This window comes from Aeromonas sp. 600479, assembly GCF_049175515.1.
In the GTDB taxonomy this organism is placed as follows: Bacteria; Pseudomonadota; Gammaproteobacteria; order Enterobacterales; family Aeromonadaceae; genus Aeromonas; species Aeromonas veronii_A.
Genome location: NZ_JAAKVF010000010.1, coordinates 48,971 through 64,731, shown reverse-complemented (window position 1 = coordinate 64,731; position 15,761 = coordinate 48,971). Strand labels below are relative to the sequence as shown.

The window sequence follows — 15,761 nt, the reverse complement described above, 5'->3', positions numbered from 1 at the left end:
CCTTGCTAAATACTTGCTCCATGGATCTGCGTCTGTTGTCGTTTGCCCTGGGGGCAAGCTCCTCACTGCTCTGGCCATGGTTACCTTCACTCGCATGGGGGGGCCTGTTGCTGTCCCTGCTGATCCCCCTTGCATATTGCCGTGCCTGGCGGTGGCTGTTTCTCCTGCTCGGCATCCTCTGGATGCAGGCCAATCTTGCCTATCGGCTGGCCTGGCTGGAGCGGTTGGGCGATCAGACGAGCCACATGATAACCGCAGAGCTGCAAAGTGCAGAGCCCGAGGGGGATAAATTTGTCCGGCTGTTGCTGCGGGTGAGCATCCTCGACGAGCAACCGGTGACACCTGAGCCCCTGATCCGGGTCAATGCCTATCAGGCATTGCCCGCCATGACGGTAGGCAGCCGGATCACCCTGGTGACCTCGTTGAAACCGGCTCACGGTCTGGCCAACGAGGCGGGGCTGGATGGGCGGCGTCTGCTGCTGGGCAAGGGGATCACTGCCACCGGAAATCTGCGTCGGGTGATAGATATTCAACAGGCACCTGCGGGTTGGCGCGAACGCTGGTTGGGCGCGGCGACCGAGAGTTGGCGCCCACTTGATCATGCTCCCTTGCTGGCGGCGCTCACTTTTGGCGAGCAGAGTGGCATTACGGATGCCCAGTGGGAGCTGTTTCGCGGCAGCGGCCTGACCCATATCATCGCCATCTCAGGGCAACACATCGCGCTGGTGGCGGTGCTCGGGTGGTGGCTGGGCAGGCTGTTTGGTCTGCGCGTCGCCATCATCACCTCCCTGTTGTTTGCTGCCGTCTACAGCGCGTTGGCCGGGTTTGCGGTGGCCACCGAGCGGGCCCTGATCATGGTGCTGGTGTGGAGTGTGCTGCGCTGGAGCCGGCGAGAGTGGCCGGCCTGGCGCATCTGGCTGTGGGCCTTTGTGGTATTGACCCTCTGGGATCCCTTCGCCCTCTATTCGGCCGGCTTCTGGCTCTCGTTTCTGGCGGTGGCCATCTTGCTGCTGGTGGGATATGTCCACGACAAGCCGGGACTGTGGCAGATCCAGCTCTGGCTACTGCTCGGTCTGCTGCCGCTGCAACTGGCATTGTTCGAGGGGATAGCGCCCCTTGCCATGGTGATCAACCTGTTGGCGGTGCCGCTCTTTTGTATCGCCATCATCCCGCTGGCCCTGATCGGTGTGCTGCTGGCGCCGCTTTCCACCTCGCTTGCCTATGTCCTGTTCTGGCTGGCTGATCTGGGGCTCGGGTGGGTGCTGACGATCCTGAATTGGCTGGCCGATCAACTGCAACTGTGGTGGCCACTACCCGGCTGGTGGCTGCCGCTCTGCACCCTGCTGTTGCTGCTCTGGTTCGCCGCAAAGTGGCGCCCGGCACGCTGGCTATGGCTACCGGGTCTGTGTGCGCTGTTGCTGGTGCTCTGGCCAACGCCTGCCCGCTGGCAACTGCGGGTGCTGGATGTGGGGCAGGGGCTGGCGGTGCTGATCAGCAAGGGGGAGCGTGCCATCCTCTATGACACCGGCGATCGTTATCCCGGAGGTTACAACATGGCGGACGCGGTGATCCTGCCCCAGCTGAGCTATCTGGGGATCCGGGTCATCGATCGCCTCATCATCAGCCACAAGGATCGGGATCATGCCGGCAATCGCAAGCGACTGCTCAGCGCCATGCCGGTGCGTCACGAGCTCTCTTCTTATCCCTTCAGTGCGGGAACGACGCTCTGCCAGCGTGGGCAACAGTGGCGTTGGCAGGGGCTCTCGTTTGCAGTGCTCTGGCCCGAGCGTCCCGGTGGCGGGCGCAATAACGATGGCTGCGTGGTGCGTATTAGCGATGGCGAGCGCAGTGTGCTGCTCAGTGCCGATATCGAACGGCAGGCAGAGCTGCGATTGGTGGCGCTGGAGGGGGAGGGGTTGGCCAGCACCTTGCTGGTGAGCCCCCATCATGGCAGTCGCACCTCCTCCACGCCCCCTTTTGTCGCGGCGGTAGCGGCGCAGGAGGTGATCCACAGCGCCGGTTTTATGAATCAGTGGGGCTTTCCCCGTCCCGATGTGGTGGCCCGCTATCGGGATGCCCGCCAGTGGATCACCGGTCAGCAAGGGGCGATGCTGGTCGAACCCACCGCAGCGGGCTTGAGCGTCACCGCCGAGCGAGATGTGGGGCCCTGGTACCGGCGCAGTGGCGACTGGTGGCGACCGCGAGTGTGGTTTGAGCAATAATCGGCCATTTCTGCCGTGTAGGAATGCGATATAGGTGGCGGCGCTTGGTGTAAGCCTGCGCTTTGGCTAGAATAGCCCGTCATTTCCATTACTAACGGCTATTCATGCAACAAGAAACCTCACAAGAGAGCTGGCCAGTATTCAAACGCCTGCTCGGTTATGTCCGTGATCGCAAGCTGGGCCTGGTCGGTGGCATCATCGGGATGCTGGGCTACGCCGCCGTGGATACCACCTTTGTCTACTCCATCAAGCCGCTGATCGATCAGGGCATCAATGGCAACGACAGCACCGTTCTGAAATGGATGCCCTTCTTCGTCCTCGGCATCGTGGCCCTGCGCGGTGTCGCCAACTTTCTCTCCAACTACTGCATGGCCTGGGTTGGCAACCACGTCGTGATGCGTCTGCAACAGCAGGTGTTCAATCACATGGTGGCGATGCCGATGAGCTTCTTCGACCGTCAGAACACCGGTCATTTGCTCTCCAAGGTGACCTATGACGCCAGTCAGGTCTCCTCGGCGGCGAGCACCACGCTGGTGACCCTGGTGCGGGAAGGGGCGACCGTGGTCGGTCTGCTCGGCCTGATGTTTTGGCACTCCTGGCAGCTGTCGGTGATTTTCCTGGTGGTTGGCCCGCTGGTGGGGGTCATCATCGGCCTTATCAGCCGCCGTTTCCGCCAGATCAGCCGTCACATCCAGCAGGCGGTAGGGGATATCACCACCTCCACCGAGCAGATGCTCAAAGGGCACAAAGAGGTGCTGATGTTTGGTGGCCAGAAGGTGGAAGAGAAACGCTTCTTCCAGGTCAGCAACAACATGCGCCAGCAGACCATGAAAATGGTCGCCGCCGATGCCATCGGTAGTCCTGTTGTGCAGATGGTGGCCTCCATCGCGCTGGCTGCCTTCCTCTATGTAGCCACCATCGACAGTGTGCGCAGCGAGCTGACTGCCGGTACGTTTACCGTCATGATCACCTCCATGATGATGCTGCTCAAGCCGCTGAAAAGCCTGACCGACGTCAACAACCAGTTCCAGCGCGCCATCACCGCCTGCCATAGCCTGTTTGGCCTGCTCGACAGCGAGCCGGAGCAGGATACCGGCACCCGCACTTTGGAGCGCGCCCGCGGCGAGATCGAGTTTCGCAACGTCACCTTTACCTACCCGACCAAGGACACCCCGGCGCTGCACAACGTCAGCTTCAAGGTGGAGGCGGGTAAGTCGGTGGCGCTGGTGGGCCGTTCCGGCTCTGGCAAGAGTACCATCGCCAGCCTGCTGACCCGCTTCTACGACATCGATCAGGGGGAGATCCTGCTGGACGGCATCAACATCCGCGAATACAAGTTGAGCGAGTTGCGCAAGCAGTACGCGCTGGTCTCCCAGCATGTTCACCTGTTCAATGACTCGGTGGCCAACAACATCGCTTACGCGGCGGAAGACAAATACAGCCGCGACCAGATCGTGCAGGCTGCTCGTATTGCCCATGCCGACGAGTTCGTCAGCAAGATGAGCAACGGGTATGACACTGTGGTTGGCGAGAACGGTGCATCCCTCTCCGGTGGTCAGCGCCAGCGTGTTGCCATTGCGCGCGCTTTGCTGCGCGATGCGCCGGTTCTGCTGCTGGATGAGGCCACCTCGGCCCTCGATACCGAATCCGAGCGCCACATTCAGGCGGCTATCGACGAGCTTTGCAAAGCGCGTACCTCGCTGGTGATCGCTCACCGTCTCTCCACCATCGAGAAGGCGGACGAGATCCTGGTGATCGACGAAGGCCATATCGTCGAGCGCGGGAACCACGAAGCATTGATGGAGCAGCGCGGCACCTATGCCCAGCTGCGCGCTATTCAGTTTGGCAACGCGGGAAGCAAGGCCTGATGCTGGAACGGCTCTGGTATCGCAAAAGTGGCTGGTGCTGGTTGCTGGCCCCCTTTGCCCTGCTGTTTGCCATCATCAGCGGCACCCGCCGCTACGCCTATCGTCACGGCTGGCGCAAGGGGTATCGCTCCTCCTTGCCGGTCATTGTGGTGGGCAATATTTCGGTGGGGGGCAACGGCAAGACCCCGGTGGTGGTCTGGCTGGTGGAGCAGTTGCAGGCCCGCGGCTATCGCCCCGGGGTGGTGAGCCGTGGTTATGGTGGCAAGGCGCCCCATTACCCCTATCGGCTGGATGAGACCAGCACCACGGCGCAGGCCGGAGATGAGCCGGTGCTGATTGCCCGGCGCTGCGGCTGCCCCGTGGTGGTTGCCCCGAAACGGGCCGATGCGGTACGACTGCTGGAGCAGAGCGGTGAGGTGGATATCATCATCACCGACGATGGTCTGCAGCACTATGCGCTGGCCCGCGACATCGAGCTGGTGGTGGTGGACGGAGCGCGCCGTTTCGGCAATGCCTGCCTGCTGCCCATGGGGCCGCTGCGCGAGCCGGTCACTCGTCTCAAACGGGTGGACGCCATCATCTGCAACGGCGGTGAGCCGGGCAAGGGGGAGTACCCCATGCAACTGGTCGCCGACACCCCGCGCCGGGTGCGCGATGATGCACCGCTTGCCGCCCCCTTGTCGGGGCCGGTCGATGCGTTGGCGGGGATTGGTCATCCGCCCCGCTTCTTTGCCACCCTCGAAGGGCTCGGCTATCAGCTGGATCAGCAGGCCGCCTACGGCGATCATCATCCCTTCGATCGGGATGAGCTGGTGGGGCGCTTTGCCAGCAAGCTGCTGCTGATGACCGAGAAGGATGCGGTCAAGTGCCGCCCATTTGCCCTCGATAACTGGTGGTATCTGCCGGTCAGCGCCGAGTTGCCCGCCTCCTTGCTCGATACCTTGTTGCACAAGCTGGGGGCGAAGGCGAAGGGCGCGACCAAGGCGCAAGATTAATCTCTCTTGCCTGAGCGGGGGAGAAGTGGACCAATAGCGGTCCCGTATGGAATATCTGGTTGCTCGACATCCATCGCTGGCGTGATGAAGCTGCCAGCGCGACATCGTTGAAGGAGTATCGTTTTGGCTTTGGACATCAAGTTGCTCGACATCATCGCCTGCCCGGTCTGCAAGGGTAAGCTGCACTACAACAAAGCAGTTCATGAGCTGGTCTGCCGTTTTGACAAGCTGGCCTATCCGCTGGAGGAGGGGATCCCGGTGCTGCTGGAGAACCGTGCCCGTCCGCTCAATAGCGATGAGCTGCCGTCATGAGTTTCGTCGTCGTCATTCCGGCCCGCTATGCGTCAACCCGTCTGCCGGGCAAGCCGCTGGCTGATATCCATGGCAAGCCCATGGTGCAGCACGTGGTGGAGAAAGCCCTGCAATCCGGTGCCGATCGGGTGATTGTTGCCACTGACGATGCCCGGGTACAGCAGGCACTGCTGACCACCGGCGTCGAGGTGTGCATGACCTCACCGGATCACCAGTCCGGCACCGAGCGTCTGGCCGAGGTGTGCCGTCACTACGGCTTTGCCGCCGATACCATCATCGTCAATGTGCAGGGGGATGAGCCGCTCATTCCGCCCACCATCATTCGTCAGGTAGCGGATAATCTGGCCGCCGCCACGGCGCCGATGGCGACCCTGTCGGTGCCGATCAAGGATGCCGAAGAGGCGTTCAATCCGAACGCAGTGAAAGTGGTGACTGACAAGGATGGCTACGCCCTCTACTTCAGTCGCGCCAGCATTCCCTGGGATCGGGATCGCTTTGCCAAGAGCCATGAGCAGATTGGTGACCACTACCAGCGTCATATCGGTATCTACGCCTATCGCGCCGGCTTTATCCAGCGTTACGTAGACTGGGCACCGAGCGTGCTGGAGCAGGTCGAGGCGCTGGAGCAGCTGCGGGTGCTCTGGTACGGGGAGAAGATCCACGTCGCCCAGGCCCTTGAAGCGCCGCCGGTCGGGGTGGATACCCAGGCCGATCTGGAGAAGGTGCGCGCCTTTTTGGCCAAGTGATGGCCACAGCACTAACGTCATGAAAAACGGTGTCGCAAGGCACCGTTTTTTGTTTTGAAAATTTATATAATTATTTGATTTTAAACGCTAAACATGGGTTTTCTCAAACTTTTGGCGTGCATGGTTTGCCAAAGCGACGAGTTTGGTTATGATGCAAGACGCCCTGTTAACCCTAACCGGGCGGCTAAAACGAGATAAAACGGGGTGTTTGGGTGATAAATGTATTCCTGGTCGATGATCATGAGCTGGTGCGTACAGGGATAAGACGCATTCTTGAAGATGTGCGCGGGATCAAGGTGGTGGGCGAAGCACAGAGCGGCGAGACCGCAGTTACGTTCTGTCGCCAACACCATCCGGACGTGATCCTGATGGACATGAACATGCCGGGTATTGGTGGTCTGGAAGCGACCCGCAAAATTCTGCGGATCCGCCCCGATGTGCGCATCATAGTGCTGACAATTCATTCAGAAAATCCGTTCCCCACCAAGGTGATGCAGGCGGGCGCCGCCGGTTACCTGACCAAAGGGGCAGCCCCCGACGAGATGATCCAGGCGATCCGGTTGGTGCACTCCGGTCAGCGCTACATCTCCCCGGAGATTGCCCAGCAGATGGCCCTCAGCCAGTTTGCCTCCGCTGACGAGAATCCCTTCAAGTCCCTTTCCGAGCGCGAGCTGCAGATCATGATGATGATCACCAAGGGGCAGAAGGTGACCGATATCTCCGAGCAGCTCAACCTGAGCCCGAAGACGGTCAACAGCTACCGCTATCGTCTGTTCAGCAAGCTGGGGATCAACGGTGACGTGGAACTGACCCATCTGGCCATTCGCTATGGCATGCTGGATGCCGATACCCTCTAATCGGGTGGCGTGTGGTCACAAAGGCGGCGAGTGCCGCCTTTTTGCTTTTCTGCCCCTTTGCTTTTCGGGCGGCGAGGGCAGTATGCTCTGCCCGTCAATTTTTGCCTTTGTGTGAGCCGAGTAGCTGATGACCCTCTCTCCCGAACCTCTCTTCGACAGCAAGGCGTTTTTGAGCGCCGTCACCCATCAAAGTGGCGTTTACCGCATGTATGACAGCGGTGGCACCGTGATCTACGTGGGCAAGGCCAAGGATCTGAAAAAGCGGCTCGCCTCCTACTTTCGCACCAACGTCGACAGCATCAAGACCCGCACCCTGGTGCGACAGATCGCCGATATCCAGGTCACCGTCACCCACACCGAGACCGAGGCGCTGATCCTCGAGCACAACCTGATCAAGCAGTACCAGCCCCGTTACAACGTGCTGCTGCGGGACGACAAATCCTACCCCTGGATCATCATCACCGCGCACCAGCATCCGCGTATCGGCGTCCATCGCGGCGCCCGCAAGGTGAAGGGGGAGTACTTCGGCCCGTACCCCTCTGGCGGCGCGGTGCGTGAGAGTTTGCATCTGATGCAGAAAATATTTCCGGTACGCCAGTGCGAGGATGCGGTCTATGCCAACCGCACCCGTCCCTGTCTGCTCTATCAGCTCAAGCGTTGCGCTGGCCCTTGCGTACCCGGGTTGGTGAGCGAGGCCGAATATGCCCAGCAGGTGGAGCTTGCCAAACTGTTTCTGGCGGGCAAGAACCAGCAGGTGATTGGCGAGCTGGTGGGCAAGATGGAGTCTGCCAGCGGCGATCTGCGCTTTGAAGAGGCGGCCCGCTACCGGGATCAGATCCTGGCGCTGCGCCGGGTCACCGAACAGCAGTCGGTGAGCGGCAACGTACTGGACGAGCTGGATGTGGTGGGGGTCGCCTTCCAGCAAGGTGCTGCTTGCATCCACGTGCTCTTTATCCGTCAGGGCAAGGTGCTCGGCTCACGCAGCTACTTCCCGAAAGTGCCTGCTGATACCCAGCTTGATGAGGTGGTGCAATCCTTCCTGCTGCAGTTCTATCTGTCGGGGCAGGGGGGGCGGCAGATCCCGAGCGAGGTGCTGCTCGATGTGGCCCTTGAGGACGAGAGCGTCATCGCCGAGACACTCAGCCAGACCGCAGGCTACAAGGTGCGGGTGGTGAGCCGTACCCGCGCCGAACGGGCCCGCTTTATCAAGCTCGCCTCCATCAACGCCGAGACGGCGCTGCGCTCGCGGCTGGCTCACAAGAGCACCATCACCGCCCGCTACGACCAGCTGGAAGAGCTGCTGGAGCTGGAGCGTCCCATCGCCCGCATGGAGTGTTTCGATATCTCCCACACCATGGGGGAGCGCACCGTGGCCTCTTGCGTGGTGTTCAACCGGGAGGGGCCGCTCTCATCGGAATATCGTCGTTTCAACATCGACGGCATCACCGGTGGTGATGACTACGCGGCCATGGAGCAGGCGCTGGAGCGCCGCTTTGGCAAGCAGCAGGAGCCGGACAAGGTGCCTGATGTGCTGTTTATTGACGGTGGCCTCGGTCAGTTGCGTCGCGCCGAAGAGATCCTGGCCCGTCAGCTGGAGTTTCTCGGCGGTAAATATCCGCTGCTGGTGGGGATTGCCAAGGGGGTCACCCGCAAGGCGGGGTTGGAAACTCTCATCATGGGGGAGAGCCACGAAGAGCTGCATTTGCCGGCAGATATGCCCGCTTTGCACCTTATTCAGCATATTCGCGATGAATCCCACCGTTTTGCCATTACCGGCCACCGTGCCAGACGGGCCAAGGCCCGCACCAGCAGCACGCTGGAGGATATTCCGGGGGTGGGGCCAAAGCGGCGGCAGGCGCTGCTCAAATATCTGGGCGGCCTGCAGGAGGTTAAAAAGGCGAGCGTGGATGAACTGGCCAAGGTACCCGGCATCAGTCAGGAGCTGGCCCAGACCATCCACGATGGCTTGCACAGCGCCTGAGCAGGGTTAGCAGCATGGCAAAATCGCTAACTCCTTGATGCACAAGAGCCGTGACGCGGGGGGGCCGTAAATGCCATAATGGCCCTCGGATTTTGAGAAGATTGATGGATTAAAAAGACCAAGACGGGCGCCAGTGCGGTTGCATCGCAAATCGGCTTTGGCGCACTATGTAGCGACGTACAAGAAGTGGCTGAAAATAATGACAAATATACCTAACCTGTTGACGTTTTTCCGGATTTTGCTCATTCCCGTCTTCGTCATCCTGTTCTATCTGCCTTATCAATGGTCCTATCTGGCTGCCGCCATCATCTTTATTCTGGCCGCTGCCACCGACTGGTTTGATGGCTATCTGGCTCGCAAGCTCAATCAGTCCACCGCCTTTGGCGCCTTCCTTGACCCGGTTGCCGACAAGATCATGGTCGCCGCCGCACTGGTGGTTATCGTCGAACACTACAACACCATCTGGGTGACCATCCCCGCCATGACCATGATTGGCCGCGAGATCATCATCTCCGCCCTGCGTGAGTGGATGGCCGAGCTCGGCAAACGCTCCTCGGTGGCGGTCAGCTGGATTGGCAAGTGGAAGACCATGATCCAGATGGTGTCGCTCACCGGTCTGATTTGGCAATATAACGTCTGGATGGTATGGCTCGCCTATGTGATGCTCTATGTCGCTACAGTGCTCACCTTCTGGTCGATGTTCCAGTACATGAAGGCAGCCTGGGGCGATCTGACCCACCACGCTAACCTGTGAGTCACTTGCGCCGCAAGGTGAGGTTTCCGCTGATTTGAGGCAGGAAACGGGCAAAGGCGCTAAAACTGTTCAAAAAGGGCAAAAAATGCCCGAACGATCAGGTGATTAAATATTTCTGGTTGACTGAGCGAGGAACATCGCTAGAATGCGTCCTCGTAGTCAGGCAGTCAGCCAGACCAATGCGGGAATAGCTCAGTTGGTAGAGCACGACCTTGCCAAGGTCGGGGTCGCGAGTTCGAGTCTCGTTTCCCGCTCCAAATTCAGACAATAGAGAACCAACTCTCTTTTGCATGGCGCGTTAGCAAAGCGGTTATGCAGCGGATTGCAAATCCGTTTAGTCCGGTTCGACTCCGGAACGTGCCTCCATATTGACAAGCCCGCCACGCGAGCTTGATACCGATTGCGGTGCCCGAGTGGTGAAATCGGTAGACACAAGGGATTTAAAATCCCTCGACGTTCGCGTCGTGCCGGTTCGATTCCGGCCTCGGGCACCATTAATACTTCCAAAGTATTCCGAAAAAGTTCAAAAAAACCAGTGAATTCAACGTCTCTGGTTTTTTTACGTCCAGAACATTCCGAGTCATTCCTAACACATCCGCTATAAATTGGTATACGCTTAGGTATACATCGATTCGATAAAGGAGTCGTATACCAATGCCGCGAACTACCAAACCCTTGTCTGATACCGAGTGTCGCAATGCCCGCCCGCGAGAAAAAGACTATTCCCTGTTCGATGGTAATGGCTTGCACTTATTGGTCAAAAAGAACGGTACCCGTTCGTGGCGCTTCAAGTTTACCAAGCCAGATGGTAAGGCAGGGCTGATGGCGTTTGGCGACTACCCCATCCTGTCGTTGACGGAGGCCCGTGCCAAGCACGCTGCCGCACGAAATTTGTTAGCCAAGGGTATCGACCCTGTCGTTCATAAGCAGCAGTTGCGTAACGACATCACCCGCAAACAAGCGAATAGTTTTGAGGCTGTTGCCCGTGAATGGCATGCAAAAAATGCTGGCAAGTGGTCCTCCGATCACGCTTCACGTATCTTGACCCGGCTTGAAGCTGACGTGTTTCCGTCTATTGGCCATTGCCCCGTTGCCGAACTCAAGACTCGTGACCTGCTTGTTCCATTGCGCATGATAGAGCAGCGAGATGCGCTTGATCTGGCCGGACGAGTGCGGCAACACATCAACGGCATCATGCGTTATGCAGTGCAAACAGGGTTGATTGATAGCAATCCTGCCGCTGATTTGACGGGGGCGTTGTCTGTTCGCAAAGGCAAGCACCACCCTGCGTTACCACTGCAAGATATTCCTGATTTTCTGCGGAGACTGCATGGATATAAGGGACGCCTGCTGACGGTACTGGCGGTACGATTAACGTTACTTACCTTTGTACGTTCGAGTGAATTACGCTTCATGCGTTGGGATGAACTCGATATGGATCGAGCAATCTGGACGATCCCGGCGTCTCGTGACCCCATTGAAGGGGTTAAATACTCGCATCGTGGTGCCAAGATGCGAGAGCCCCATATTGTGCCGCTGTCTCGCCAAGCATTGGCAGTGATTGAGGCGATCCGCCCTTTGACCGGGCGCTTTGATCTGGTTTTTGCCGGTGACCATGATGTATCGAAACCCATGAGTGAAAATACCGTCAATGCAGTCTTGCGCCGACTGGGGTATAACACCAAGGTTGAGCTATGCGGGCATGGTTTCCGGGCGATGGCATGCAGCGCGCTACTTGAGTCTGGCCAATGGAGTAAGGATGCTATTGAACGGCAAATGAGCCACAAGGAACGTAACGGAGTTCGTGCTGCTTATATTCACTTAGCTGAATTCATCGCCCAGCGCCAGCAGATGGTGCAATGGTGGGCTGACTGGCTGGACAGTTGCAAGAATCACTACGTGCCACCTCATGAATTTTCCGGGATGGAGAGCAATGTGATTCACTTGCCAAATAGTCTGTCTGCATAGGTGGATCGGGTTGTCAATCAGGGACCCAAATTGACCAGGGTTAGCTGGCTGATTTCATCCTCTGTTTGAAGCGGTAGGAGTCGTTTCCTGTCTCGATGATCTCGCAGTGATGGGTGATCCTATCCGGCATGGCCGTCGTCATCTTCTTATCCGTAAATACCTTGCTCCATTCACTGAAGTCCAGATTGGTGGTCAGGAGCACGCTGGTGCACTTGCACAGCTTGCTGATCAGGTGAAACAGCAGGACCCCTCCGCTTTCGGCAAACGGTAGATAGCCCAGTTCGTCCAGGATCACCGCATCGACATTGACCAACCGGTTGGCAAGCTGCCCGGTTTTGCCTGCCGCCTTCTCCTGCTCCAATTAGTTGACCAGACCCACCACAGTGTAGAAACGCTCTCGCTTGCCCCGGCGTACGGCATTGCGTCCCAAGGCGATGGCCTGGTGGTTTTTACCCGTCCCGGTTCCGCCGATCAGCAGCAGAGTGCACTTCTGTTCCCGGAAGTCATCCACACCAATTCGTCATTTGATTTCCCTTGTCAAGTGCGTCTCTGACAGGGTTCACCCCTGTAGGGCTAGGGATTTGTTGCGAGATGATAAAAATAAGGAGCCATGCTGGTGCATTTTGTTCCAGTGCATGACAGGGAATAACTAACATGGCTAAAGAAAGCAAACCCACTCTGACCATTATTCGCCGTAATGAGGTTGAAGCCCGTACCGGACTCTCCCGCTCAACCATCTACGCCAAAATGCGTCCCAATCCGAAGTGCCCCAATGTTTATGACCCGACCTTTCCCAAACCTGTGTCCATCGGCGCAAAAGCCGTTGGTTGGGTTGAAGAGGAGTTGGAAGCCTGGCTCATCGCCCAGATTCAGAAGCGCCGTGAGGCGTAAGGAGGCGAGGATGACAGTCACCAATTACGCAAAAAAGAGCCGCCATGGTACGGTGGCCTCTTCGATCTATCAGTTTGAGCGGGGTCTGATTGTGGAATCTGACCCCGAGATCGTAGCACCTGCACGCTCGCTGGCAAGCAAAAGCCTGTGCCGCGCAAAGTCGGGGATAATTAGCAGGGATGCTATTTGTGGCCAGTTCGCCCTGTATGGTGCTTCCCCTAGCACCAACAGCGCGCGCATCGAGGAAATGCACCGCCTTCAGGAAGCCTATGAGAACGATGACGGCGTGTCACTGTTCGATCACAAGCGTGCCATGCTGCGCGTGGTAGGGGGTACGGTATGAACGCCACCCTGCAAGCCAAGGCTGCAAATATCGAGGCCAACGGCCACGCTGTCATTCCGTATCAGGACAACGGCAACCCGAAACCCTATGGCAATGAGCAGCGCTACCCGTCCTCCATGGTGCATGAGGATGACACCCTGTTTGGTGTTCGCTTGGATGAAATGGTCCTGCTGGACCTGGACGGTAACAAGGTACCCGAGGCGCCGCACCCCAGGGATCTGCTGGCGATGCTCGGATTGCCCAATGAGACGCTCCCGATCCAGTACCGGATGCTCACCGATAGTCAGCCGGACGGTTCGTATCATTGGCTGTTCCGCTTGCCTGCTGCGGTAGACCTTGCCAGCTTGAAGCAGAGCGTCAACAACGCGAATGGACTGGCCGGCGTAGATGTGAAGACCGGCAATCAGCTGATCTACATCAAAGCCGGTAAGGTGCTGCGCGGCGATACCATCCCCCAACTGGCCGCTCTGCCGGAGGCTCCTGCCATCTTGTTGGCTTGGATCACCAAACCCAAGCATGAGCCAAAGGTGCTGGCCCCCATGGTCAGCTCCGCAGAGACCAGCCGCTATGGCGAGAGAGCGTTGACGAGTGCCTGTGAGGCGATTGTCAGCGCGCCGATGGGGAGCCGGAACGAGACACTCAACCGGGAGGCGCTGGGGGTGGCGCAACTGGTCGCTGGCGGAGAAATCTGCCGCGCCGACGCTGAGCGTCAGTTGTTTGCTGCTGGCATGGCGTCTGGCCAATCTGTACAGGAGGTCAAGGCTACTATTGCCAGTGCGCACCAGAAGGGGATGCAGGAGCCACGCCAAGCCCCGCCGAAACGTCAACTGTTGGCCGATAAGAAGGGCAGCCAAAAAACAGGTTCTCTGCTGGCGGCCAATGTTGTTTCTCTGCGCCCCGAGCAGGACGACGCGGTGCTGCTGGATCAGATGAGTGCCTGCCAGCGCGGGGAGGCTCTCGCCTCTAGTCTGGGAACCTTGGCTATCAATGTCGCCACGAACCTGGTGTACCGTTACACCGGCAGCCTGTGGGAGCCGATGCCGGATGCGTTGCTTGCGCGCCGTATGACGGCAATGTTTAAGCAGCAAGGCGCCAAATACTACAGTGCCCGGATGATCAACACTGCAGTGGATACCATGAAACTGGGCCTTGATGAAATACCGCGTCCGGCGCTCAACCTGATTGGTTTTGCCAATGGGGTCTATGACCTAGTGCTCCACGCATTTCGCCCGCATTCCCTCGCCGATGGTTTGCTGACTCACAACGGAATCGAGTACAGCGAGCCTCTGGTGGGGGAAACCCTGGAGCATTGTGCCCCCCACTTCATGAAGTGGCTGAGCTACGCAACTGACAATGATGCGGCCAAGATGGATCGCATTAAAGCGGCGCTGTTCATGGTGCTGGCGAATCGCTACGACTGGCAACTGTTCCTGGAGGTAACGGGGGAAGGCGGCAGTGGCAAATCGGTCATGGCGACACTGTGCGAACTGCTGGTGGGCCAAGAAAACGTGGGTAGTAGCTCGATGAAGCTGCTCGAGAGCAACTTTGGTCTGGAGAACGTCTGGGACAAACGCCTGATCTTGTTGCCGGACCAACCTTCGTACGTTGGCGATGGCCATGTGCTCAAGGCGATCACTGGCGGCGATAAAGTATCGGTCAACCCTAAAGGCAAGACGATTTTCAGCACCCGGATCCCAGCTGTGTTGCTGGCCACCAACAACGTGCCGATGGTGTTTAACGAACGCAACGGGGGGATCGCTCGTCGCCGGGTTATCTTCCATTTCGGGCGGGTGGTGGCATCTGCTGATCGGGATGGGGCGCTTGGCGACAAGATTGCCGCTGAGTTACCGGTGATCATTCGCCATCTGCTGACCCGGTTTGCCGACCCTGACCTGGCCAAGCGTCTGCTGGAGGAGCAACGGGATGGTGCTGATGCGCTGGCGGTGAAGCGCGAGGCTGACCACGTACTCGACTTTTGCGCCACCTTGGCGTTTCTGGCTGAGCCGAAGGGGCTCTATATGGGGGGAAATGTCGCTTTGATGAAGGAGCCGAGAAAATTCCTTTATCACCTCTACCTGGCTTACCTGGAGTACCACGGCTTGAACCGCCCACTCTCGCTTAATTCATTCAGCAAAGCCGTCAAACAGGCTGCAAAGGAGCTGGGCGCGGAGTACAAAACGCACAAGACCAATGGTCACACTCAAACCAATGTTGTACTCACCGAACAGGCAGAGGAGTACCTTCCGCGGGCCCTGTAGGCCATATGACTTAATGAGGCCAAACGGCGATGACAAGAAGGCTCCTTGCGGGGCCTTTTTTTCTAACTTGAGGGGAGGGGGCATACCCCATTTCATAGTCACTGAGTCACTTTACTGTGTGAATGCCTTGTCCTGCCCGGGTTGGGATGCAGTGACCAACATTGATTCATGGTCACTGTTTGTCACTGGGTCACTGCCCTGATGCTTCTTGATGGATGACAGATGGGAGATGACGCAATGAGTGGATCAGTGAAAGCAGTGCTCAAAAGAGTGATGTGAGTGACTCCCAGAGACTATGAAAAATAACGGTCACTTGCTGCTAGCCCAATGATTGCGGGATGTTTATCAAAACAGTGACCAAGTGACTATCACAGACAACTTCTTGCCACACACAGTTGCGTTTGCACTGACGGGACTCCCCCTGTAGGGCTGGATATCTACCTGCCTCCTCGTAAATATTGGTCTCCTATGATCTATTCCCCTATGCATTCAACAGATTCCCCAGACTGGTACGGTATCGAACTCGCGTACTGTGCTGGCCGCCAGAGTGTGCGCCAGATAGCGCT

At 58.3% G+C, this 15,761-nt stretch carries 12 protein-coding genes, 3 tRNA genes and 1 pseudogene; 15 read left to right on the top strand and 1 reads right to left on the bottom strand.

The annotated features are described in order from the left end of the window. Nucleotides 1-20 precede the first annotated feature (20 nt). From G5149_RS12055 to G5149_RS12000, 12 genes are all read left to right on the top strand, one after another. Nucleotides 21-2,222 carry a DNA internalization-related competence protein ComEC/Rec2 gene (locus tag G5149_RS12055; RefSeq protein ID WP_421212499.1) on the top strand — a complete coding sequence of 734 codons (2,202 nt, stop codon included), beginning with the start codon at nucleotides 21-23 and terminating at the stop codon, nucleotides 2,220-2,222. A gap of 104 nt (nucleotides 2,223-2,326) precedes the next feature. Then, nucleotides 2,327-4,090, top strand: coding sequence for a lipid A ABC transporter ATP-binding protein/permease MsbA (msbA, locus tag G5149_RS12050; protein ID WP_157160501.1), 1,764 nt, complete (start codon nucleotides 2,327-2,329; stop codon nucleotides 4,088-4,090). Next, the gene (gene lpxK / locus G5149_RS12045; RefSeq protein WP_421212498.1) at nucleotides 4,090-5,085 is read left to right on the top strand and encodes a tetraacyldisaccharide 4'-kinase; all 996 of its coding nucleotides are present in this window, start codon (nucleotides 4,090-4,092) and stop codon (nucleotides 5,083-5,085) included. Before msbA ends, lpxK begins: the two co-directional genes overlap by 1 nt. A gap of 123 nt (nucleotides 5,086-5,208) precedes the next feature. Further along, nucleotides 5,209-5,397, top strand: coding sequence for a Trm112 family protein (locus tag G5149_RS12040; RefSeq protein ID WP_005347033.1), 189 nt, complete (start codon nucleotides 5,209-5,211; stop codon nucleotides 5,395-5,397). Further along, a complete protein-coding gene (gene kdsB / locus G5149_RS12035) occupies nucleotides 5,394-6,143 on the top strand; it encodes a 3-deoxy-manno-octulosonate cytidylyltransferase (protein WP_279502422.1) in 750 nt (249 codons plus the stop codon). The genes G5149_RS12040 and kdsB overlap by 4 nt, the downstream gene beginning before the upstream one ends. A gap of 212 nt (nucleotides 6,144-6,355) precedes the next feature. Next, nucleotides 6,356-7,000, top strand: coding sequence for a UvrY/SirA/GacA family response regulator transcription factor (uvrY, locus tag G5149_RS12030; protein ID WP_005337448.1), 645 nt, complete (start codon nucleotides 6,356-6,358; stop codon nucleotides 6,998-7,000). Nucleotides 7,001-7,127: 127 nt separating this feature from the next. Beyond that, on the top strand, nucleotides 7,128-8,981 hold the full coding sequence (gene uvrC, locus G5149_RS12025; RefSeq protein WP_421212497.1) for an excinuclease ABC subunit UvrC: 1,854 nt from the start codon (nucleotides 7,128-7,130) through the stop codon (nucleotides 8,979-8,981). Nucleotides 8,982-9,180: 199 nt separating this feature from the next. Beyond that, nucleotides 9,181-9,735, top strand: coding sequence for a CDP-diacylglycerol--glycerol-3-phosphate 3-phosphatidyltransferase (gene pgsA / locus G5149_RS12020; protein WP_031227442.1), 555 nt, complete (start codon nucleotides 9,181-9,183; stop codon nucleotides 9,733-9,735). A gap of 181 nt (nucleotides 9,736-9,916) precedes the next feature. Further along, nucleotides 9,917-9,992: transfer RNA gene (locus G5149_RS12015), tRNA-Gly, on the top strand. A 35-nt stretch (nucleotides 9,993-10,027) separates the two neighbouring features. After that, nucleotides 10,028-10,101: transfer RNA gene (locus G5149_RS12010), tRNA-Cys, on the top strand. 41 nt (nucleotides 10,102-10,142) lie between these two features. Then, nucleotides 10,143-10,229 (top strand) — tRNA-Leu (locus tag G5149_RS12005). A gap of 160 nt (nucleotides 10,230-10,389) precedes the next feature. After that, a complete protein-coding gene (locus tag G5149_RS12000) occupies nucleotides 10,390-11,703 on the top strand; it encodes a tyrosine-type recombinase/integrase (protein ID WP_408855175.1) in 1,314 nt (437 codons plus the stop codon). Nucleotides 11,704-11,743: 40 nt separating this feature from the next. On the opposite strand, the pseudogene G5149_RS11995 reads toward G5149_RS12000, so the two are convergent. Beyond that, nucleotides 11,744-12,208: pseudogene (locus tag G5149_RS11995) on the bottom strand (ATP-binding protein); the annotation flags it as partial. A 149-nt stretch (nucleotides 12,209-12,357) separates the two neighbouring features. On the opposite strand from G5149_RS11995, the gene G5149_RS11990 reads away from it, so the two are divergent. The 3 genes from G5149_RS11990 to G5149_RS11980 are packed head-to-tail and all read left to right on the top strand — an operon-like array spanning nucleotide 12,358 to nucleotide 15,195. Continuing rightward, nucleotides 12,358-12,594, top strand: coding sequence for a helix-turn-helix transcriptional regulator (locus G5149_RS11990; RefSeq protein WP_201922935.1), 237 nt, complete (start codon nucleotides 12,358-12,360; stop codon nucleotides 12,592-12,594). 10 nt (nucleotides 12,595-12,604) lie between these two features. Further along, the gene (locus G5149_RS11985) at nucleotides 12,605-12,937 is read left to right on the top strand and encodes a hypothetical protein (protein ID WP_408855174.1); all 333 of its coding nucleotides are present in this window, start codon (nucleotides 12,605-12,607) and stop codon (nucleotides 12,935-12,937) included. Further along, nucleotides 12,934-15,195: a DUF5906 domain-containing protein gene (locus tag G5149_RS11980; RefSeq protein ID WP_408855173.1), complete on the top strand. Its 2,262-nt coding sequence runs from the start codon at nucleotides 12,934-12,936 to the stop codon at nucleotides 15,193-15,195. Before G5149_RS11985 ends, G5149_RS11980 begins: the two co-directional genes overlap by 4 nt. Nucleotides 15,196-15,761 lie beyond the last annotated feature (566 nt).